The organism is Polaromonas sp. (assembly GCF_031411155.1).
Taxonomy (GTDB): domain Bacteria; phylum Pseudomonadota; class Gammaproteobacteria; order Burkholderiales; family Burkholderiaceae_C; genus Polaromonas.
Map to the genome: position 1 here is coordinate 1 of NZ_JANOAL010000212.1, position 20,915 is coordinate 20,915.

The following is a 20,915-nucleotide window of genomic DNA, read 5'->3' on the forward strand; positions in this document are numbered from 1 at the left end:
GTAGTCACCGGCGGCTAGATTGGAATTTGCCATGAACTTCGGCGCAGAAATCCCGTTTGTCACGCATCTCGGCTTTGCGCTGGAGCGGTTTGAAGGCGGTGAATCGGCCATTGGCTACGCGCCAGCGCCCGAGCACCTGAACTCCTTTGCCGTGACCCATGGCGGCGCGATCATGACGCTGCTGGACGTGACCATGGCCACCGCCGCCCGCAGCGTGCAAAAAGACATGGGCGTGGTCACCATCGAGATGAAGACCAGCTTCATGCGGCCCGCGCCGGGCGACGGCAGCCGGCTCACCGCCAAGGGCCGGCTGATCCACCGCACCGCCACGCTGGCGTTTACCGAGGCCACACTGTATGACGCGCAGGGCAAGGTCTGCAGCCACGCCACCGGCACCTTCAAGTACGTCCGGCGCCTGCCGACCGGCCCCAGGGCCGCCAATGCGCTCAACGCACCGGCAGAAGGCCCGATTTCGACCGATTGAAACCGTTTTACCCATCAAAAAGGCCTCCAGCCCAGGCGCAAAGCGCGCAGACAGCTATCAAAATAATAGCAATGAGCTTGCTCAAGAAAACCCGCAGCACCCCACCAGGAGACGCAAATGCCACTCAACCAACAAATCGTGCTGGACAACCGGCCCACCGGCGAAGCCACCGCCAGCAACTTCATGCTGGTGGCCAGCGACACGCCCGAGCTGCAGGACGGCCAGGTGCTGGTGCGCCACCATTACCTGAGCCTGGACCCCTACATGCGCGGCCGCATGAACGACAGTAAAAATTACGCCGCCGCCCAGCCGCTGGGGCAGGTGATGATAGGCGGCACCGTGGGGGAAGTGGTCGAAAGCCGCTCGCCCAAATTCCAGCCGGGCGACAAGGTCGTGGGCATGGGCGGCTGGCAGCAGTACAGTGTGGTCGATGACAAACAGCCCGGCGCGCTGCGCAAGGTGGACACCACCCATGTGCCGCTGTCGCACTACCTGGGCGCGGTCGGCATGCCGGGCGTCACCGCCTGGTACGGGCTGGTCAAGATCATCGAGCCGCAGGCCGGCCAGACCGTGGTCATCAGCGCCGCCACCGGGGCCGTGGGCAGCGCCTTTGCGGCGCTGGCCAGGGCGCGCGGCTGCCGCACCGTGGGCATTGCCGGTGGTCCTGACAAGTGCCGCTACGCGGTGGACGAACTGGGCTTTGACGCCTGCATTGACTACAAGCTGCACCAAGACGCCGCCTCGCTGTCGATGGCGATCAAGGTGGCCTGCCCCAAGGGCATCGACGGCTATTTTGAGAACGTGGGCGGCATGGTGCTCAATGCCGTGCTGCCGCTGATGAACGACTTTGGCCGCATTGCCGTGTGCGGCATGATTGCGGGTTACGACGGCGAACCGACACCGATTACCCATCCGGCGCTGATTCTGCGCAGCCGCCTGAAGGTGCAGGGTTTTATCGTCGCCGAGCACATGGAGGTCTGGCCGGACGCCCTGACCGAGCTGGGCCTGCTGGTCGGCAGCGGCAAGCTCAGGCCGCGTGAAACCGTGGCGCACGGCTTAGAGGCCGCGCCCGAGGCCTTCCTGGGCTTGCTCAAGGGCAAAAATTTCGGTAAGCAACTGGTCAAGCTGATCTAGGTATGTGGCCCCCACGGTCGCGCACTGCGTGTCGCTTCCTGCCCCCCGAGGGGGCCGCTGCGCCTGCGGGCTGGCGAAGCCAGACCCGCGGCCCCGGCTGGTGTGAGGAGTCCCCACGGTCGCGCACTGCAATCGGGTCATGGTGAGAGGGAAAGTGATGGAAGCAACCCACGAAGTCTTCAACCAGCCGCAGCCGCTGGTCGGCTACAACCTGTTTGCCTCCAACCGGCCGCTGCAGGACGCATTGAAGTTCAACGCACCGGCACTGGACACCGCCGAGCTGAGCAGGTTGGGCGCCACGCTGGGCAGCGCCGAGATGCAAACCCATGCGCGCCTGGCCAACCGCCACAAGCCAGAACTGCACAGCCACGACCGCTTCGGCCGCCGTGCCGATCAGGTGGAGTTTCATCCGAGCTACCACGCGCTGATGGAACTGGCGACGACTTCCGGACTGCATGGGACGCCATGGGCGGAGGCCCTGGCCCCCACGCTTGTCGCTACGCGTACGACGCTGCCCCCCGAGGGGGCTCTCTCGCCTAGGGGCGGCCCGTCGGTGCTCGGCGCGTCACCGCATGTAGCAAGGGCCGCCGGCTTCATGCTGTTCACCGAGCTGGAGCCTTCCGTCCTGTGCCCGATCTCGATGACCTATGCCGTGACACCCGCGCTGCGCAGCAACGCCGCCATCTATGCCGACTGGGGGCCCAAACTGGCCAGTCGCGCCTATGACCCGGCTCTCAAGCGCTGGCAGGACAAGGCCGGCCTGACCATGGGCATGGGCATGACCGAAAAGCAGGGCGGCTCCGATGTGCGGGCCAACACCACCCACGCTGAGTCCGTCGGCCATGACGGCTGGGGAGAGCGTTACGCCATCACCGGCCACAAATGGTTTTTTTCGGCCCCGATGTGCGACGCCTTTCTGGTGCTGGCGCAAACCCGGGGCGGCCTGAGCTGCTTTTTTCTGCCGCGGGTGCTGGCCGATGGCAGCCTCAACGCCATCCGCATCCAGCGCCTCAAAGACAAGCTGGGCAACCAGGCCAACGCCAGCTCCGAAGTCGAGTTTCACCAGGCCAGCGCCTGGCTGGTCGGCGATGAAGGCCGCGGCGTGCCGCAGATTCTGGAAATGGGCAGCATGACCCGGCTCGACTGCGCCCTGGGCACCAGCGGCCTGATGCGCCAAGCCCTGAGCATCGCGCTGAACCACACGGCCCAGCGCCAGGCTTTCGGCAAGCCGCTCATGGCGCAGCCGCTGATGCGCAATGTGCTGGCCGACCTGGCGCTGGAGTCGGAGGCCGCCACCGCGCTGGCGATGCGGCTGGCCCGCGCGTTTGACAAACCCGCCGACGCGCACGAGCGCGCCATGGCGCGCCTGCTCACGCCGGTCGCCAAGTTCTGGATCTGCAAACGCGGCAGCCACTTTGCCCAGGAAACCATGGAATGCCTGGGCGGCAACGGCTATGTGGAAGAGGGCGGCGAGGGCATCATGGCCCGCATCTACCGCGAAATGCCGCTCAACTCGATCTGGGAAGGCGCGGGCAACATCATGGCGCTGGACCTGCTGCGCGCCTTGCGTCGTGGTGATGGCAAGGGCGATGCCATGGCGGCACTGGCCCAGGAACTGTTGCCGGCCAAAGGCGCGCACCCGGCGCTGGACCGGCTGGCGGCCGCCTTGCCCGCCCGCGTCGAAGACATGGCGACCGAGCTTGAAGCGCGCCGCCTGGCGCAGGACGTGGCGCTGGCGCTGCAGGCTGCGCTGCTGTGCCAGAGCGCGCCGGCGCCGGTGTTTGCCGCGTTTTGCGACTCGCGCCTGGCCGGCAACTGGGGCCAGACCTTTGGCACGCTGGGCGCCGGCACCGATTTCGACAGCATCATCAGCCGAGCGATGCCGCACTGATAGCCAAAGAAACGGCCAAGGAAACGGCCAAAGAAACGACCAATAAACGCCAGGAGAAAACCCCATGAGCGAGATGATTCTTCACCACTACCCCAGCTCCCCCTTCTCGGAAAAGGTGCGCCTGATCCTGGGTTACAAGCACCTGTCCTGGCGTTCGGTCGTCATTCCGATGGTCAGCCCCAAGCCGGACTTGGTGGCCCTGACCGGCGGCTACCGCAAGACGCCGGTACTGCAGATCGGCGCCGACATTTACTGCGACACCGCGCTGATCTGCGACGTGCTGGAGCACTTGCAGCCCATGCCCACGCTCTACCCCGAGCCCAGCAAGGGCATGGCGCGCACGCTGGCGCACTGGGCCGACAACACGCTGTTCTGGACCTCCATGGCCTACAACATGCAGCCCAAGGGCCTGGCGCAGATTTTTGGCAACGCACCGCCTGAAGTGGCCAAAGCCTTCATCGACGACCGCAAGGCCATGGCCGTGGGCCTGGCGCGGCTGCGCCCGGCCGATGCCGCGGCGGCCTACAAGTCCTATCTGCGCCGCATGTCCGACATGCTCGACGACCTGCCGTTTTTGCTCGGCGAAATGCCCTCAATCTGCGACTTTGCGATGTACCACCCGCTGTGGTTCACGCGGATACGCGCTTCGGTGCTGGCCGACATTCTGAACGCCACGCCCGCCGTGCTGGACTGGATGGACCGCATGGCCGCGATTGGCCACGGCAGCATGGAAAAGTTCAGCGCCGCCGACGCCATTGCGGTTGCGGCCGCGTCCATGCCCGCGCCCCTGCATGACACGCACGACAACGTGTTTCAGGACGAGCACGGCATCGCGCTGGGCAGCCGGGTGCAGGTCAGCAGCGAAAGCTTTGGCCCCGAACCGACCGAAGGCGAGCTGATGGCCGCCACCCGCATGCACTACACCCTGCGCCGCACCGATGAGCGCGCCGGCACCGTGCATGTGCATCTGCCGCGCATTGGCTACACGCTGAAGGCGGTCAAGACGGCATGAGCGATGTGAGCGGCGGCATTGACACGGGCGCCATCCACTGGCGTTTCCTTCCGTTTGAGGCGCTGACGACCGGCGAGCTGTATGCGTTGCTGCAGTTGCGCAGCGAGGTGTTCGTGGTCGAGCAGGCCTGCGCGTTTCAGGACCTGGACGGCGCCGACCCTCAAGCCATGCATCTGCTGGGCACGCTGCAAGGCCAGCTGGTGACCTACGCCCGCTGCTTTGGCGCCGGGCAGAAGTTTGCCGAGGCCAGCATAGGCCGGGTCGTCACGCGTGGTTCGCTGCGCGGCAGCGGCGCCGGCCATGTGCTGATGCGCCAGGCCATTGCCTCTGTGACGCAGCGCTGGGGCGCGCAGGCCCTACGCATTGGCGCGCAGGCCAGGCTGGAGCGGTTTTACCGCCAGCATGGTTTTACGCCAGGCGGCGCGCCCTACATCGAGGACGGCATTCCCCACATCGAAATGCTGCGTCCCGCCGGGATTTAACTTTTCATTAATGCTAGCAAGGAGTTATCGATGATCACGAATTTCAAAGGCAAGACCGCCGTGTTGACCGGCGCCGGCTCGGGCTTTGGCCTCGAATGCGCCCGGATTGGCGCCCAACTCGGCATGAAGCTGGTGCTGGTCGATGTGCAGCAGGACGCGCTCGACCAGGCCGGCGCCGAGCTCAAGGCCAGCGGCGCCGAGCTGCTGGCTTTCAAGCTCGACGTGTCCAGCGCCGAACAAATGGAGGCCATGGGCCGCGCCGTGCTGGAGCGTTTTGGCGCGCCGCATTTTGTCTTCAACAACGCCGGCGTCGGCTCGGGCGGCCTGATCTGGGAAAACTCGGTGAAAGACTGGGAATGGGTGCTGGGCGTCAACGTCATGGGCGTGGTGCACGGCGTGCGCATTTTCACCCCCATGATGCTGGAGGCCGCCGCCAAAGACCCCGCCTGGCAGGGCCACATCGTCAACACCGCCAGCATGGCCGGCCTGCTGAACCCGCCCAACATGGGGGTCTACAACGTCAGCAAGCACGCGGTGGTGGCGCTCAGTGAAACCCTGTACCAGGATCTGGCGCTGGTCACCGACCAGATTGGCGCCTCGGTGCTGTGCCCGTTTTTTGTCGCCACCGGCATCGGCATGAGCCACCGCAACCGCCCCGCCGACCTGCGCGGCGACAAGCCGACGAAAAGCCAGATGATCCAGCAGGCCATGACCGGCAAGGCCGTCGGCTCCGGCAAGGTCACCGCCGCCGATGTGGCGCAGCGGGTGTTCGATGCCATGGCCAGCAACCAGTTTTACATCTACAGCCACCCCAAGGCGATCCACTCGGTGCAGACCCGGCTCGAAGACATCCTGCAGGCCCGCAACCCGACCGACCCGTTTGCCGACAAGCCCGAAATCGGCGCGCAGCTCAAGGCGGCCCTGCGCGCGGCCTGAGGCGGCTGGCGCGCCGGTTTCCGCTGGTTTTGCCGTCAAAACGGGCCTTAATCCGCCTGTAGCCCCCGCAGAATATGCGCAGACAGCTATCAATTTGATAGTACATGGCTGACCGCTTGCAGGCGCAAAAGACGTGTGCAGAAACTCTCATAATCCCGTCATGACCGCCGAAGGCTTCACGCTGTTTGACACGCCCCTGGGCCGCTGCGGCATCAGCTGGGGGCCGGCCGGTGTCACGGGCGTGCAGTTGCCCGAAAGCAGCGAGGCCGCAACGCGGGCGCGTTTGCTGCGGCGCTTTCCGGGCCTGCCTGCGCTGGCGCCGCCGGCCCAGGTGCAGGCGGCCATCGAGGGCATCGTGGCGCTTTTGAGCGGTGAGCCGCGCACGTTTGAGGCCATTGCGCTCGACATGACCGGTGTGCCGCCATTTCACCGCCGCGTTTACGAACTCGCGCGCACGATTGCGCCCGGCCACACGCGCAGCTACGGCGAGCTGGCGCGGCTATTGGGCGAGCCCGGGGCGTCGCGGGCGGTGGGCCAGGCGCTGGGGGCGAATCCGTTCGCGCCCGTCGTGCCGTGCCACCGCGTGCTGGCCGCGGGCCAGCGACCGGGCGGATTTTCCGCGGCTGGCGGGGTGGCGACCAAGCTGCGCCTGCTGCAGATCGAAGGCGCGCGCTTTGGCGCGGAGCCGGGGTTGTTCGACGCGCCACCGCCAGGCGCTTGAGCACCGGCGGCATCTGATGGGCCGTAAAACCGGCAGATAGGGCTATTGAGCGCCGCAAGGCAGGGCGCGGCGCCATCCCCTAAACTACGCCCCCTCATGCAAACCCGCTTCTTCAAAATCGCCCTGGTGCTGGGGCTGCTGTCGGCCATCGGGCCGTTCGCCATCGACATGTACCTGCCGGCCTTGCCGCAGATCGGCCACACGCTGCGGGCCGACATCGGCGCGGTGCAGATGAGCCTGACCGTCTTTTTCCTGTCCATCGGCGTCGGCCAGCTGGTTTATGGCCCGGTGTCGGACATGGTGGGGCGCAAGCCGCCGCTTTATGTCGGTCTGGCGCTGTTCACGGCGGCCAGCGTGGGCTGCGCGCTGGCGGCGGATATCCAGACCCTGGTCGCGCTGCGCTTTGTGCAGGGCCTGGGGGCGGCCGCCGGCATGGCCGTGCCGCGCGCGGTGGTGCGCGACCTGCACACCGGCGCAGACGCGGCGCGGCTGTCTTCGCTGCTGATGCTGGTGTTCAGCGTGTCGCCGATTCTGGCGCCGCTGGTGGGCAGCGGCGTGATTGCGCTGGGCGGCTGGCGCGCCGTGTTCTGGGCCGTGACGGTGGCCGGCGTCGCCGGGCTGCTGCTGACCGGCCTGACGCTGAAGGAAACGCGCCCGACCGAAGACCGCCTGCAAAGCAGCGTGGGCAGCGCACTGGCCGCCTATGCCTTGCTGTTGCGCGACCGGCACTTTCTGGGCCTGGTCTTCATTAGCGCCTTCGCCATGGCGGGCTTTTTCACCTACCTGGCCAATTCATCCTTTGTCATGATCAACCACTATGGCCTGAGCCCGACGCAATACAGCCTGGCGTTTGCCGTCAACGCGGCCTCCTTCATCGGCGTGTCGCAGTTCACCGGGGCGCTGTGCGCGCGTTTCGGGCTGGTGGCGGTGGTGCGCCGCGCCATGCTGGCGTGCGCCGTGGTCATGCTGGTGCTGCTGGGCCTGTACCTGGCGGGGGTAGACCGGCTGGCCGTGCTGATTGTTCTTTTCCTCGTGGCCAGCGGCTTCATGGGGCTGGTGATCCCGACCACGGCGGTGCTGGCGCTGGACGCGCACGGCGCCATCGCCGGCACCGCGTCGGCCCTGATGGGAACGCTGCAGATGCTGACCGGCGCGCTGGCCATGGGCGTGGTGGGGCGCTTCAGCGACGGCACGCCGCTGCCCATGGTGATCGGCATGACGGCGGGGCCGCTGGTCGCGCTGCTGCTGACCTGGGGCACGCTGGGCGGGCCTGGCAAGGCGCCCGCCGATCAGCCACCTGCGCTGGTGAAGCGCTGAGGCGCTGGCACGGACCTCTCACCCACCGCTTTTCCGCAGTTGTTTTTGCGCAAAGCCTTGAAGGCCTACGGTGCTTCGGCGTGAATCCCCACAAGCTGGCCGGAACAAATCAGACATGCTCCTCGAAGCTTATCAACACGAGGAGAAGGAAGATGAACAGATTCAGCAGTTATTCCAGCGCGCGGCCCTTGCTCATGGCCTTGCTGCTGGGCGCTTTGGCAACCGGCTGCGGCGGCGGAGGCGGGCGCGACCCTATCCTGGGCACGGGCGGTGCCGGCGCCATTTTGCTCGCCCCGCCCGGCGCGATCCTTCCTGGCGCGGCCTGTCCGGTCGCGGCCGCCACCGTACCTGCGGTCACCGCGACAGACCCCAGCAACGGTAACCAGTTTGCAACGACCAGCACCAGCGGCGTTGCCGGCGGCGGCAAATTGATCACGGCGACCTTCAGCCTGCCGATGAACCCCGCAACCATTAATGCGACCAGCTTTTCGCTGGCGCCCCAGGGCGGTGCGCCCTTGCTGCCCGCGTCGGTGAGCTACAACGCAGCAACACGGGTCGCGACGCTGACCACCGCGGCCGCCCTGATTGCCAATACCTCGTACACGGCGGTTATCCAGTCCAGCGTTACGAGCGCGGCAGGCACTCCCGTCGGATGCCCCTATGCCTGGAGCTTCAAGACGGCAGCCCTCGCCGCCGCAGGTTCGGCACCGGTCAACCTCGGCCTGGCCGCCCCGTTCGGGATTGCCGCCACGGCCGGCGTTACCAATACACCGACGGCGCCCAACACCACGATCCACGGCAATGTGGTGCTGGACCCGGTTTCCGGTGCGACCTGCAATCTGGTGCCAATCGATGCTGCGGGCGGTTTTGGCCTGTGCGCCGGCTCGCCTCCCACCATTAACGGACAGGTGATCAGTCCGCTGTTCCCGGCAGATGGCGGCGCCACCTCACGCGCCATCAAGGCTGATCTGCAGGCCGCGTATCTGAGCATCACCCCCCCGGCTGGACCGCCGGCGGCAGGTTCACGCGGCGGCGCCACGGCAATACCCGCCGGCACGACCCTGGGCGCCCCGACCGGGAGCGCGCGAGTGCAGGGCGACAACTATTTTGTCCCCGGCGTTTATCAATCCCAAACGTCTATCCTGATCACGGGTGATCTCACGCTCGACGCCCTCGGTGATCCGAATGCGGTCTTCATCTTTCAGTCATCCAGCACGGTCGGCTCGGCGGCCGGCGCCGCCGCTCCCGGCCCGCACACGCGCATTCTTCTGGCAGGCGGGGCCAAGGCTTCCAATATCTTCTGGCAGGCTGGCAGCTCCGCCACGCTGGGCACGAACTCTGATTGGCAGGGCAACATACTGGCCGCCGCCAGCATCACGATGGAAACCGGCGCGAGTTCGTGCGGCCGATTGTTCGCGGGAGCCTTTACGGCAGGGGCGTTTGTCTTTGATTCCAATGTCGTGTCCGTGCCAGGCCATGCCAGTGCACCTCCCTCCTGCCAGTAACAGTAAGACGGCATGAGAACTTTAAAATTTTCCTGGAGAACCACATGAAATCAGTAAAAGCTTCGGGCGTGATGGGGCTGGCGGTACTCACTGCCATTGCGGCAAGTGCCAGCCCATTGGCCATGGCCGACGATCTGGGCTGGTACGGCGGGGCCAACCTTGGCCGCTCCGCCGCCAGCATTGACGACGCAAGAATCAGCAGCGGCCTGGCGGGCGCGGGGCTCAGCACGACCTCCATAGCTGATCGCGACCGCAGCAACGGCTTCAAGCTGTTCGGCGGCTACCAGTTCAACCGAAATTTCGCCGTCGAGGGCGGTTATTTCGATCTGGGCAAGTTTGGCTATACCGCCAACACCCTGCCGGCCGGCACGCTCAATGGCAATATCAGGCTCAATGGCCTGAACCTTGATGCCGTCGGCATTCTGCCGATCAACGACAGGCTGTCTGCGCTCGGCCGCGTCGGTGTGAACTACGCCCGGGCCAAAGACTCCTTCAGCGGGACCGGCGCAGTCAGTGTCACCAACCCCAGCCCAAGCAAGAGTGGCGCCAACCTCAAGCTGGGCCTGGGGCTGCAATACGCCTTGACGGACGCGCTGGGCCTGCGCGCCGAGGTCGAGCGCTACCGCGTCAACGACGCCATCGGCAACAGAGGCCACGTCGATCTTGTCTCGGTCGGGCTGGTCTATCGCTTCGGCGGCAAAGCCCAGGCCCCCGCACCGCGCGCGGCAGCGCCCGAGTATGTCGCTGCGGCGCCCGAGCCGGCACCCGTGGTCGTGGCACCGCCACCGCCGCCACCGCCGGCGCCCATGAAGGTGACCTTCTCCTCGGATTCCCTGTTCGATTTTGACAAGGCCACGCTCAAACCCGCAGGCAAGCAGGCGCTCGACAAATTTACCGCCGACCTCAAGGGCGTCAACTACGACACCATCACCATCACCGGGCACAGTGACCGCATTGGTTCGCATGACTACAACATGAAGCTCTCGACCCGGCGCGCCGAGGCCGTCAAGAGCTACCTGATGGCGTCCGGAATTGCGGCTGCCACCCTGGCGGCCAAGGGCGTGGACGGTGCAAACCCCGTGACCCAGGCCGGTGACTGCAAAGGCAGCAAGGTCAGCGCCCAGCTGATCGCCTGCCTGCAGCCGGATCGCCGGGTGGAAGTCGAAGTCTCGGGCACGCGTTAGCGGCGGGTCAACGCCGGGCAAGACCGGCATCCGCGCTGACTTCCATCCCGGCTGCCACGTAGCCACGCCGTCATGCAGCTTATGGTGAAATAACGGGTAGATTTTCCGCAGATTCTTCACCGATTCGTCAATCACCGGTCCGCCACCATGCTCAAACTTTCACTGGCCGCGCTCATGGCGGCAAGTCTGCTTTTTTCCGGCTGCAAGGACTCCCCCGGCACCGCCCCGGCCAAAGCCGCTTCCACGCCGGTTTCGGTCGCGGCGATTGCGGCCGAGGCCAAGGGCTTTACCGCCGGCCAGGCCATGAGTTCCCGCACGGTCTATGTGTTTTTTGACGCCCAGTGCCCGCACTGCGGCGCGCTGTGGGAAGCCGCCAAGCCGCTGCGGTCGCAGGCCAAATTTGTCTGGATTCCGGTCGGCCTGCTGAACCCGGCCAGCACCACCCAGGGCGCGACCCTGCTGGCGGCCAAGGACCCGGTGGCCGCCATGGACGAACACGAGGCTTCTCTGCGGGCCCAGCGCGGCGGCATCACGGCCGCCGGCGATATTGACGCGCAAAAGGCCAGCGTGACCCAAAATACCGAGCTGATGACGCGTTTTGGCTTCGCCTCGGTTCCGGCCATCGTCGCCACCCATGCCCAGACCGGCGCGCTGGTCACGCAGGAGGGCGCCATGCCCACGGCTGCGCTGGCGGCCTTGCTCGGCCTGCAGCCGCCGGCAGCAGGCAGCTAGGCAGCCTGCAAGGGCCTTCGGGCCTTTTCGAGGACTTTCTGGGACTTTAGCCCACTTTAAGGTATCAGAAAGGCCTCCAGCCCTCGTCTATAGTGCCTGAGTAGCTATGTTTTCCATAGCAACTCCCAGGCCGCCTTGTGACCCTTCGGTCAACATATGTATGTGCGCTATCGAACATACAAAACCGCGCTGAATGCCTATAGTGAGGCTCCGGGCGGCCATCTTTTTAAGGGACGCAACGATACCCAGACCCGCCTTGGAGCTTCACGATGGTCAACTCTTCTGACCCTAAACAAAATTACCTGCTCGCCTCGCTGCCCGATGCGCAGTGGAAGCGCTGGCTGACCGACCTTGAGCCGGTCGAACTGCCGCTGGGCCATGTGCTGTACGAGGCCGGCGGCACCATGCAATATGTTTACTTTCCGACCACCGCCATCGTCTCGCTGCTCTACGTGATGGAAAACGGCGCCTCGGGCGAGATTGCCGTGGTCGGCAGTGAAGGCCTGGTGGGCGTGTCGCTGTTCATGGGCGGTGGCTCCACGCCGAGTCGCGCGGTGGTGCAAAGCGCCGGTAACGGCTTTCGCCTGAAAGCCGACCTGATGAAGGACGAGTTTGACAAGGGCGGCCCGGTGCTGCGCCTGCTGCTGCGCTACACCCAGGCGTTGATCACGCAGATGTCGCAAACCGCCGTCTGCAACCGCCACCATTCGTTGGACCAGCAGCTGTGCCGCTGGCTGCTGATGAGCCTGGACCGGCTGCAGGGCAACGAGCTGGTGATGACGCAGGAGCTGATTGCCAACATGCTGGGCGTGCGCCGCGAAGGCGTGACCGAAGGCGCACTCAAGCTGCAAAAAGCCGGGCTGATCAGCTATTCGCGCGGCCGCATTTCGGTGCTGGACCGGCCCGGGCTGGAAAAACGCACCTGCGAATGCTATGAAGTGGTCAAGGCCGAGTATGAACGGCTGCTGCCACGCCAATTTGCGGCCTGAACCCGGGGCCGGCAGAGCGCCCGCTTGCCGCAATGTGGGTTAGCGCACAGCCCGGCACGCCCTCATAGGGCATACTGCTTGCACCAACCTACTCTGCATTTCGCAGCAGCGCGACCGTTACGCCCTCAGCCCCAGAGGGAGCAGTAGCACACCGGAAAGCCATTTTGGCCACCCCCCAGAACCACCTGATCGAGCTGCTACCCGGCAAGGACCGGCTGCACCTGCTTGCCCAATGCGAGCCGGTCGAGTTGATCTTGGCTGAAGTGCTGTGCAATGCCGGCGAACCGACTCTTCACGTTTATTTCCCGACTGAAGGCTTTATCTCTTTGGTGGCCACCGTTGCCGGCAGCCCGGGAGTGGAGCTGGGCATGGTGGGCAGCGAGGGCATGCTGGGGGCCGAAATGGTGCTGGGCGTGGCCACCTCGCCACTGCACGCGCTGGTGCAGGGCCAGGGTACGGCCTGGCGCATCAGCGCGCGCGCCTTTCGAGGCGAGCTGGGCCGCAGCGCGTCCTTGCGGCGCCAGCTCAACCGTTATCTTTATGTGGTGATGGCCCAGCAGGCCTCGTCAGCCACCTGCCTGCGCTTTCACCTGGTCAATCAGCGGCTGGCGCGCTGGCTGCTGATGAGCCAGGACCGCGCGCATTCGGCCAGCTTTCATGTGACGCAGGAGTTTCTGGCCTACATGCTGGGCATACGCCGCGTTGGCATCACGTCGGCGGCCAGTGCCCTGCAGCGCCAGGGCCTGATCGAGTACCACCGGGGTGAGATGACGGTGCTGGACCGCGGCGGACTCGAAGCCGTGGCCTGCAGCTGCTACGCCGCCGACCAGCAGGCCTACGCCGAGCTGCTGCGCTGACCGATGGATCCGGGCCTGGCCCGGCATTCAAGGTTGGCGGGTGACCACGCTATGTGCGTCAGCGCACCGACGACAGGCTTTCAAGCGCTTACAAACAACTTGCAGGGATTGTGCAAACCGGACGCGGTCGCCAACACCTCACAAGGAAAAGAAGCCGGAAACCACCTGTTCAAAGGTTCTCCGATGACCCCCCAGAGTCAACGCCCATTGCAAAAGTCAGATACCTGCTCAGAGGCCGACGCGGTTAACGGTGCCGCGGCCGTGACGCCGTTGTCGTTTGCCAGAAATGGCTGCGTTGATCCCGAGGCCTATGCCGCCTCCCGGCCCGTCAAGGCCTCCTACATCACGATCGACGATTGGGACGCCCTGTATCACGCCGTCGAGGCCAGGCTGACGCGGACCGTCGGTGTGCGCCAGGCCTCGCTACCCGAGCCGCTGCGCGGCGACGCGGCGGGCCGGGTTCAGGTCATCGTGCTGGAATGTGTGGACGCGATGGAACGGCTGCATGAGGAACTGATACGGGAACGCACCCGCAGCCAGCAGTTTGAACAACAGGCGCTGGTGGCGCAAACGGCCCTGGCCCAATTCCCCTCGGAGCAGCCACATCCCGAGTGAGCGGAAAAGCGGATTGCCGCTTTTTGTAAAAGGCAAGGACCTTCACGCATCGCGTGGGCGGGGTCCGGTCAATACTTCAGCTGGATCTTGTCAAGCTGCTCTTTGGTGATGGCGGGCACATCGCCGCGCCTGGCATTGCGATTGAGGTTCCAGGCGCCTTTGCCCACCCAGGCCTTGAGCAGTTTCAGGTTGGCGGCGCGCTCTGCGTCGGTAGCGCCAAGGTTCACATACATGTTGCCGGGTTTGCCGCCAGCGTATTTGCCGGTGCCGTCGTCCAGCCTGCGCATCAGCGAACCGGTATCGGGCCAGGCAACAAAGGCAATAAGCCGCTCGTACGAATCCATGCGCGGCCCTTGCGATTTGGCCGCGTAACCCTTCTCGTCGAGCAGAAAATCGGCCCGCTCCGGTGATTTTTCACCATGACAGGCGATGCATTGGGATTTCCACAGCGGAGCAATCTCTTTGCGGTAGCTGACCTCCTGCGCCATGACCGCAGCGCCACCGAGAAGCAAAAGCAGCGCCGCTGCAATTTTTTTGACCATGAAAACCTCCATCCAGGTTGCCAGTGCGGTGGTGCCGTCGGCCAGGAATCTGGGAGCTTTCCTCGCGCTGGTGAGGAGCAGCTTTGCGCTTAACCCGCAGGCCAGTCTGTGCGGTAAAACACGCAGGGCTATTTTTTCCGGGTTTCATAGCGCGACAGGGCTGGCTTGGGGGCTGGGCGCTCAAATGTTCGCCAGCGCACAGACCAAAGCTGCCAGCGTCTCTATAAGTAGTGTGTAAGGCGTTATCGCCAAACGGCTTCGGTCGCAGCGCCTGACACCGACATTTACGCGAAGGATCAATCATGATTCGGGTAGCCTCAAGCACTTCTTCAATGCTCAATGAACTTGCACGCACGGCCTTGACCATGCTGGGGGCGAAAGCCCCGGCACATGAGGCAAAGCCGCTCAACGGGGACACTCCCACGGCCTTCACCCATGGCGACGCCGCGGCCGCGCCCGCCCAGACGGCCTTGCCGCCCGGCGTCGGCTTGCCAGTCGACGCCCCTTCGGGCATCAGCATCAGCGATTGGGACGATCTGTTTCGCGCGGTCGAGGCACGGCTCAAAATGACGGTTGGCGACGGGCTGGGGCAGCCGGTCAATCTGCCGGGCAACTATGCCGCGGCCATGGTCCAGGCCAGCGTGCTTGATTGCGTCAAGGCACTTGACCAGCTCCATGTGGCGCTGGCGCTTGAACGCGGCCGGCTGCAAAAACTCGAACTCGAGATCATCGAGGCCAAAAGCGCCCATGCCCTGACACTGGCGGAACTGGTACTCAGTCAAAACCGGTAAAGCCGACCAAGCCGCCCGCCAGTCCATGCATCGGGCCATCGGGCAAGGGCAGGGCAAGTCAGGCAAAACTGCCGTTGCGGCGAACCGGCCCAGGGTGACTCCCGCACTTTCTTCATCCTCCTCTTTGCCGCGCCTTCAGCGCGTCAGTGCGACCAGCGATGCCGCTGCCGCATCCGTCGCCGCGCAACCAGCCCTGGTTCAAGCGCCATGCCTGGTTTGAACAGGAACTGGTGCCAGCGCTGGCGGCGCGGATCAGGGGTCTGGCCGGCGGTAAGCCATGACGCGCAAGGCATGGCGCCAAACAAGCACGGGTTGAGCATCCCCACAGATTCCCGCCCCTCATCATGTTGTAAAGGAAAACCACCATGCAAGCTCTCGTGTACAACGGCCCTCGCCAAAAAAGCCTGGAAGACCGGCCCAAGCCGGCTATCCAGCTGCCGGGCGATGCGGTCGTGAGGATCACCAAAACGACGATTTGCGGTACCGACCTGCACATCCTCAAGGGCGACGTGCCGACCTGCAAGCCGGGCACCATCCTGGGCCATGAAGGCGTGGGCGTGATTGATTCCGTGGGGCCGGGGGTTGCCACCTTCAAGCCCGGCGACCGGGTGCTGATCTCCTGCATCACCGCCTGCGGCCGCTGCGACTTTTGCCGCAAGGGCATGTACTCGCACTGCACCACCGGCGGCTGGATTCTGGGCAACCGCATAGACGGCACCCAGGCGGCGTTTGTGCGCATCCCGTATGCCGACACCAGCCTGTACCCGATTCCGGACGGGGCCGACGAAGAGGCGCTGGTGATGCTGAGCGACATCCTGCCCACGGGCTTTGAGTGCGGTGTGCTGAACGGCAAGGTGCAGCCCGGCTCCAGCGTGGCCATCGTCGGCTCCGGGCCGATCGGGCTGGCGGCCTTGCTGACGGCGCAGCTTTATTCGCCCGCCGAAATCATCATGATCGACCTGGACGACAACCGGCTGGCCGTGGGCAAGCGTTTTGGCGCCACCGCCACGGTCAACAGCGGTAAGGGCGATGCGACAGCGCAGGTGATGAAGCTGACCGGCGGGCGCGGCGTGGACACGGCGATTGAGGCGGTGGGCATACCCGCCACCTTCGAGCTCTGCGCGGAAATCGTCGCACCGGGCGGCACCATCGCCAATGTGGGGGTGCACGGCGTCAAGGCCGATCTGCACCTGGAAAAGCTGTGGTCGCACAACATCACCATCACCACCCGGCTGGTTGACACGGTTTCGACCCCGATGCTGCTCAAAACCGTGCAGTCCAAACGCATCGACGCCAGCCAGTTGATCACCCACCACTTCAAGCTGGCCGACATCCTGCAGGCCTACGACACCTTTGGCAAGGCCGCCGACACCAAGGCGCTGAAGGTGATTATTGAAGCCTGAACCGGCTGATTCTTTTTAAACCCGCCGCTGGAAATAGGCGCCGGCCACTGCCATCGTCGCTATACTTTTAATAGCTGTAGATGGCCTTATTGATTGGGCTACAGCCTGTTTTATGACCTGAAACGAGGCCGCGCCGCGGATTCGAAGTCAAAAAGGGAAGCCGATGCGACACCAGCCGCCCCGTTAAAAAAGAACCCGGCTGCGAATGGTGCCGGGCACCTCGGCCAGCTTGGCCAGCGCCACGTCGGAGTGCGCCGCGTCAATGTCGATCACCACATAGCCAATCGCCTCATTGGTCTGCAGGTACTGCGAGGCGATGTTGATGTGGTTGACGCCAAACACCTTGTTGATCTCTGACAGCACGCCCGGCACGTTGCGGTGAATGTGCAGCAGCCGGTGCTTGCCGGGGTGGGCCGGCAGCGCCACTTCGGGAAAGTTGACGGACGAGGTGGAAGTGCCGTTGTCGCTGTACTTGACCAGCTTTTCGGCCACCTCGATGCCAATGTTTTCCTGCGCCTCCATGGTCGAGCCACCGACGTGCGGCGTCAAAATCACGTTGTCCAGGCCGCGCAAGGGTGATTCGAAAATGTCCTTGTTGCTGTGCGGCTCGACCGGAAACACGTCAATCGCCGCGCCCAGCAATTTTTTCTGGCGCAGGGCCTCGGCCAGCGGCTCAATCGCCACCACGCTGCCGCGCGAGGCGTTGATCAGCACGCTGCCCGGTTTCATGGCGGCGATTTCTGCCGCGCCCATCATCCATTGCGTGGCCTGGGTTTCGGGCACATGCAGGCTCACCACATCGGCCTCGGCCAGCAAATCTTTAAGCTGGCCGAGCTGCCGGGCGTTGCCCAGCGGCAGCTTGGTAACGACGTCGAAAAACACGACCTTCATGCCCAGCGCTTCTGCCAGCACCGACAACTGCGTGCCGATGGAGCCATAACCGACGATGCCCAGCGTTTTGCCGCGGATCTCGAAGGCGTTTTCAGCCGACTTGAGCCAGCCGCCGCGATGCGCCACCGCGCTTTTCTCGGGCACGCCGCGCAGCAGCAAGATCGCCTCGGCCAGCACCAGTTCGGCCACCGATCGGGTGTTGGAATACGGCGCGTTGAACACCGCAATGCCGCGTTCGCGCGCCGCATTCAAATCAACCTGATTCGTGCCTATGCAAAAGCAGCCGACGGCAGCGAGTTTGGACGCATGGGCAAACACATCGGCCGTGAGCTGGGTGCGCGAGCGGATGCCGACAAAATGCGCGTCGGCTATTTTTGCCTTGAGTTCATCATCGGCCAGCGCGCCGGGCAGGCTTTCGATCTGGCTGTAGCCGGCCGCCCGGAGCACCTGCCCGGCCGAGGGGTGGATGCCTTCTAGCAGCAGGAATTTGATCTTGTTCTTGTCGGTGGAAGTTTTGGTCATGGCAGACGCGCGCATTGAGGTGGGCGATTCGGGAAGTGGCTGAATGCCCAGTATCCAGGAAAGCCAAACCCCCGGCGCGCGGCCGGTTTATCGGCTGGCACGATTGAAAGCGCAAGCAATGCGCTTTTTCAGGACAGCCGTGAAGAAGGGCCTGCGCGATCAGGGTTCGCATTTCTGCAATCGAAGTCGGTAACAGAGTGTGTTTAATGTTATTGCCGCCCGGAATGTGCGAAAAAGCAACGGGTTTACTTTCCCAAACTGAAGCAAACGTGAATAAATCACACCACAAACACCCGATTTAGTTTCAAAATGCTTTACGCCTTTTGATTTTTTCTGTAACAAAGGTGACATTGAAAACGTTGAACATGCTGCTGGGTAAATGACCAAAAGCAAGTCGAACAAGTTGGAAATGAGGACCCTATGCAACCCGTCACAGTAGCCGACATGACCCTCTCATCCATGGCCAGCGGCAGCCAAGGTTACCCCGGTTCCGCGGCTTCGGCGCTTGATGCGCTGCCCTCGACGTGGCCGAACTTTCTGACCGGGCAACCCGGCAAGCCGGTGCAAGTGCTGCTGATTGATGACGACGCGTGCATGCGCAAGGTCATCTCGCAGGAATTGCTGGCCGATTTACGCATCAACCTGGTGGCCCAGGGCAGCAGCATGCGCGAGGGGCGCCGCCTGATTTCCCAGCACGAATTCGACGTCATGCTGATTGACCTGAATCTGGGCGACGGCACCGGCTTTGAGTTGATTGAACGCATGAAAACCGTGCGCCCCCACGCCGAGGCGGTGGTGATTTCCGCCATGGAAGACGATGAGCATGCGCTGCACGCGTTCGAGTTGGGTGCCACCGGCTACCTCGTCAAGAATTCCTGGTTCGGCAATTTTCCGCAGGCTGTGCTTCAGGTGGTCAACGGCGGCGCCTCCATTACCCCGAATCTGGCACGACGGCTGCTGCGCAGTCTGGGGCAGGTGCCAGTGTCCAGCCAGCCCGCTGCTTCTGCCGGCCCCAAGTCCAAGCTGTCTGATCGCGAAAAAGACGTGATGAAGATGGTGGCCTCGGGCTACACCAGCAGCGAAATCGCTTCGCGCCTGACCATCAGTTCACAGACGGTCAATACCCATATCAAGAACATCTACCACAAGCTCCAGGTCCACTCACGCGCGCAGGCCGTGAGCTTCGCGGCCCAACGCGGGTTGTTGTAGGGCGGGCAGCATCATGGCTGGCGCAGCGCAACAAGCCCTGGCGCTGGCAGGCGCGGCGTTTGGCTTGACGCTGGTGGCCATCGCGCTCTGGGGCGCCCGCGGCGCATGGTTGCGCCACCCCCACCCGATAGACCGGGCGCTGAGTGTGACCGCGCTGGTCTGGCTGGGGCAACTGCTGGCAACCACCACATTCGCTTTCACCACGACCGAGCTTCCGGGCGCCTATATCGCCGGCCTGGGCTATCAGTTGCTGATCATCAGCGTGGCCTTTTTTCTTTTGACCTGTGCCGGCGCCAGCAACGCGGTGACTTACTCGGTGCTGGGACTGCAGGCCGTGGCGGGCGGCGTGGCGCTGCACAGGTATCACTGGGGCGACAGCACGCTGGCGCAGGATTACGTCGCCTGGATTGCCATCAACCTGGCGTTTACGATGGTGTTGACGCTGGCGGTCGCGTACCGGGTTTACCTGACCCGCAGCTTTCCGTGCTGGCTTGCGCTGGCCGGTTGCCTGTTCGGCCTGGGGCTGGGTGTCGATGACTTGTTGCAGGCCGACCATGAGCAGCACATCGCCACCCTGGCGCATCACTTTTACGCCGCCTTCTTGCTGGTGGTCTGGCATCTGATCAAGCAGCGGGTCGAGGACCCCGGCCATCGCCTGAGCATGACGCCCGATTTCCAGCGCAGTTCCCTGTTTGAAGCGCAGTCCGGCTTTGGCGACGCACACGACTTGGCAAACGCAGCGGTGGCCAACGAGCGCCGCCGCATCGCGCTGGACTTGCATGATGGCGTGGGCTCGCAGCTCGTGAATATCCTGTCGACGCTGGATGGCCACGCGCCTGGGCAGCAGGCCGTGATGCTGGCACTGGAGCAGTGCCTGTCTGACCTGAAGATGACCGTGGATGCCATTGACGGCGCCAACGACAACGTGCTGGAAGCGCTGGGCCGCTTGCGCTACCGGATGCAGCATTCGCTGGACAAACTGGGCATCCGCATGCTGTGGAAGGTGGAAATCTGCGGCGAGCTTGAAGCCGTGCACGGCGAGCCGGCCCAGCAGGTGCTGCGCATTGCGCAAGAGTGCCTGACCAATGTCATGCGCCATGCCCATGCCTCGTTGGTGGGGGTGGTGTTGCGCTATGTGCCGGAAACCCGCAGCCTGGTGCTGGAGGTGCGCGACAACGGCCACGGTATCGGGGGGGCTGGCAACGGCGGGAATGGCGCAACTGGCGGGAATGGCGTAAATGGCGCAACTGGCGCACGAACCGGCAGTGGCAAGGGCCTGCAGGGCATACGCCGGCGCGCCCAGCTGATCGGTGGGGAACTGCTGATTTCAAGCAAACCCGGAGCCGGCACCCGGGTGCGGTTCACCCTGCCATTGGCTGAGTTTTCGCCGCGGCCTGAGCCGCAAGCAACGGCGGGTTTTGCCCAGCCAAGTCACGAGCGGGGAACCGTCAGTCCCTAGCTCGCGCATTGCAGGCTCAGCGCCTGCAGGGTGCTGCCGGTTTTTGGCTCGAACACCACCAGGTTGACCTGCCGCGCATGGCCGGGCGTGGGCGCAATGCTGCGAAAACCGAGTTTTTGCGGCGCTTGCGCATTGCCCTCAGCGGGTTTGTAGTCGCCCGCCGGTGTGTACTGGCGCACCACAAAGTCGTGCTTCAAGAACTCGCCCGCGTTTTCACCGGCCTGCACTTTGGAGTTGTG

The 20,915-nt window shown here is 64.4% G+C and carries 21 protein-coding genes and 2 pseudogenes; 20 read left to right on the forward strand and 3 right to left on the reverse strand.

Features of this window, described 5'->3' with window-relative positions; genetic code table 11:
- Positions 1-31 precede the first annotated feature (31 nt).
- The 14 genes from RMO23_RS13500 (at position 32) to RMO23_RS13565 (ending at position 13,859) form a co-directional block, all read left to right on the forward strand.
- Complete coding sequence (locus RMO23_RS13500; protein WP_309682415.1) at positions 32-484, forward strand: PaaI family thioesterase; 453 nt, start codon at positions 32-34, stop codon at positions 482-484.
- A gap of 117 nt (positions 485-601) precedes the next feature.
- On the forward strand, positions 602-1,618 hold the full coding sequence (locus RMO23_RS13505) for an NADP-dependent oxidoreductase (RefSeq protein WP_309682418.1): 1,017 nt from the start codon (positions 602-604) through the stop codon (positions 1,616-1,618).
- Between the two features lie 157 nt (positions 1,619-1,775).
- Positions 1,776-3,509: an acyl-CoA dehydrogenase family protein gene (locus tag RMO23_RS13510; RefSeq protein ID WP_309682421.1), complete on the forward strand. Its 1,734-nt coding sequence runs from the start codon at positions 1,776-1,778 to the stop codon at positions 3,507-3,509.
- A 64-nt stretch (positions 3,510-3,573) separates the two neighbouring features.
- Positions 3,574-4,521, forward strand: a complete 948-nt coding sequence (locus RMO23_RS13515; protein WP_309682424.1) for a glutathione S-transferase family protein — start codon at positions 3,574-3,576, stop codon at positions 4,519-4,521.
- Positions 4,518-5,003, forward strand: coding sequence for a GNAT family N-acetyltransferase (locus RMO23_RS13520; protein ID WP_309682426.1), 486 nt, complete (start codon positions 4,518-4,520; stop codon positions 5,001-5,003). The genes RMO23_RS13515 and RMO23_RS13520 overlap by 4 nt, the downstream gene beginning before the upstream one ends.
- A 30-nt stretch (positions 5,004-5,033) precedes the next feature.
- Positions 5,034-5,939 carry an SDR family oxidoreductase gene (locus tag RMO23_RS13525; protein ID WP_309682429.1) on the forward strand — a complete coding sequence of 302 codons (906 nt, stop codon included), beginning with the start codon at positions 5,034-5,036 and terminating at the stop codon, positions 5,937-5,939.
- 160 nt (positions 5,940-6,099) lie between these two features.
- Positions 6,100-6,660 carry a methylated-DNA--[protein]-cysteine S-methyltransferase gene (locus RMO23_RS13530; protein ID WP_309682432.1) on the forward strand — a complete coding sequence of 187 codons (561 nt, stop codon included), beginning with the start codon at positions 6,100-6,102 and terminating at the stop codon, positions 6,658-6,660.
- A gap of 96 nt (positions 6,661-6,756) precedes the next feature.
- Positions 6,757-7,977: a multidrug effflux MFS transporter gene (locus RMO23_RS13535; protein ID WP_309682434.1), complete on the forward strand. Its 1,221-nt coding sequence runs from the start codon at positions 6,757-6,759 to the stop codon at positions 7,975-7,977.
- Between the two features lie 152 nt (positions 7,978-8,129).
- Positions 8,130-9,482, forward strand: a complete 1,353-nt coding sequence (locus RMO23_RS13540) for an ice-binding family protein (RefSeq protein ID WP_309682437.1) — start codon at positions 8,130-8,132, stop codon at positions 9,480-9,482.
- A 44-nt stretch (positions 9,483-9,526) separates the two neighbouring features.
- Positions 9,527-10,666 carry an outer membrane beta-barrel protein gene (locus RMO23_RS13545; RefSeq protein WP_309682440.1) on the forward strand — a complete coding sequence of 380 codons (1,140 nt, stop codon included), beginning with the start codon at positions 9,527-9,529 and terminating at the stop codon, positions 10,664-10,666.
- A gap of 147 nt (positions 10,667-10,813) precedes the next feature.
- Positions 10,814-11,398: a thioredoxin fold domain-containing protein gene (locus RMO23_RS13550; protein ID WP_309682443.1), complete on the forward strand. Its 585-nt coding sequence runs from the start codon at positions 10,814-10,816 to the stop codon at positions 11,396-11,398.
- Between the two features lie 269 nt (positions 11,399-11,667).
- Positions 11,668-12,387, forward strand: coding sequence for a Crp/Fnr family transcriptional regulator (locus RMO23_RS13555; RefSeq protein WP_309682447.1), 720 nt, complete (start codon positions 11,668-11,670; stop codon positions 12,385-12,387).
- A 164-nt stretch (positions 12,388-12,551) separates the two neighbouring features.
- On the forward strand, positions 12,552-13,244 hold the full coding sequence (locus RMO23_RS13560) for a Crp/Fnr family transcriptional regulator (RefSeq protein ID WP_309682449.1): 693 nt from the start codon (positions 12,552-12,554) through the stop codon (positions 13,242-13,244).
- A 207-nt stretch (positions 13,245-13,451) separates the two neighbouring features.
- Positions 13,452-13,859, forward strand: a complete 408-nt coding sequence (locus tag RMO23_RS13565) for a hypothetical protein (RefSeq protein ID WP_309682451.1) — start codon at positions 13,452-13,454, stop codon at positions 13,857-13,859.
- 68 nt (positions 13,860-13,927) lie between these two features.
- Here the strand turns inward: RMO23_RS13565 and RMO23_RS13570 are convergent, their stop codons facing one another.
- Positions 13,928-14,401 (reverse strand): cytochrome C, encoded by a 474-nt coding sequence (locus RMO23_RS13570; protein WP_309682454.1) that lies wholly within the window; start codon positions 14,399-14,401, stop codon positions 13,928-13,930.
- Between RMO23_RS13570 and RMO23_RS13575 the strand changes: the two genes are divergently transcribed.
- The 4 genes and pseudogenes from RMO23_RS13575 (at position 14,400) to RMO23_RS13590 (ending at position 16,595) form a co-directional block, all read left to right on the forward strand.
- Positions 14,400-14,639 carry a hypothetical protein gene (locus RMO23_RS13575; RefSeq protein WP_309682456.1) on the forward strand — a complete coding sequence of 80 codons (240 nt, stop codon included), beginning with the start codon at positions 14,400-14,402 and terminating at the stop codon, positions 14,637-14,639. The two genes, RMO23_RS13570 and RMO23_RS13575, sit on opposite strands and share 2 nt — an antisense overlap.
- Before the next feature lie 64 nt (positions 14,640-14,703).
- Complete coding sequence (locus tag RMO23_RS13580) at positions 14,704-15,192, forward strand: hypothetical protein (RefSeq protein ID WP_309682459.1); 489 nt, start codon at positions 14,704-14,706, stop codon at positions 15,190-15,192.
- Between the two features lie 158 nt (positions 15,193-15,350).
- Positions 15,351-15,473: pseudogene (locus tag RMO23_RS13585) on the forward strand (uracil-DNA glycosylase family protein); the annotation flags it as partial.
- A gap of 84 nt (positions 15,474-15,557) precedes the next feature.
- The gene (locus tag RMO23_RS13590) at positions 15,558-16,595 is read left to right on the forward strand and encodes a zinc-dependent alcohol dehydrogenase family protein (protein ID WP_309682462.1); all 1,038 of its coding nucleotides are present in this window, start codon (positions 15,558-15,560) and stop codon (positions 16,593-16,595) included.
- 183 nt (positions 16,596-16,778) lie between these two features.
- Here RMO23_RS13590 and serA read toward each other — a convergent pair whose 3' ends face one another.
- Positions 16,779-18,008 (reverse strand): phosphoglycerate dehydrogenase, encoded by a 1,230-nt coding sequence (gene serA / locus RMO23_RS13595; RefSeq protein WP_309682465.1) that lies wholly within the window; start codon positions 18,006-18,008, stop codon positions 16,779-16,781.
- Positions 18,009-18,467: 459 nt separating this feature from the next.
- On the opposite strand from serA, the gene RMO23_RS13600 reads away from it, so the two are divergent.
- Together RMO23_RS13600 and RMO23_RS13605 are read left to right on the forward strand one after the other, a co-directional pair.
- Entirely contained in the window at positions 18,468-19,217 is a 750-nt protein-coding gene (locus tag RMO23_RS13600) for a response regulator transcription factor (protein ID WP_309682473.1), read from the forward strand.
- 13 nt (positions 19,218-19,230) lie between these two features.
- On the forward strand, positions 19,231-20,676 hold the full coding sequence (locus RMO23_RS13605; protein ID WP_309682470.1) for an ATP-binding protein: 1,446 nt from the start codon (positions 19,231-19,233) through the stop codon (positions 20,674-20,676).
- Here RMO23_RS13605 and RMO23_RS13610 read toward each other — a convergent pair.
- Positions 20,673-20,915 (reverse strand): annotated as a pseudogene (locus RMO23_RS13610) (DUF1223 domain-containing protein); the annotation flags it as partial. The gene RMO23_RS13605 and the pseudogene RMO23_RS13610 sit on opposite strands and share 4 nt — an antisense overlap.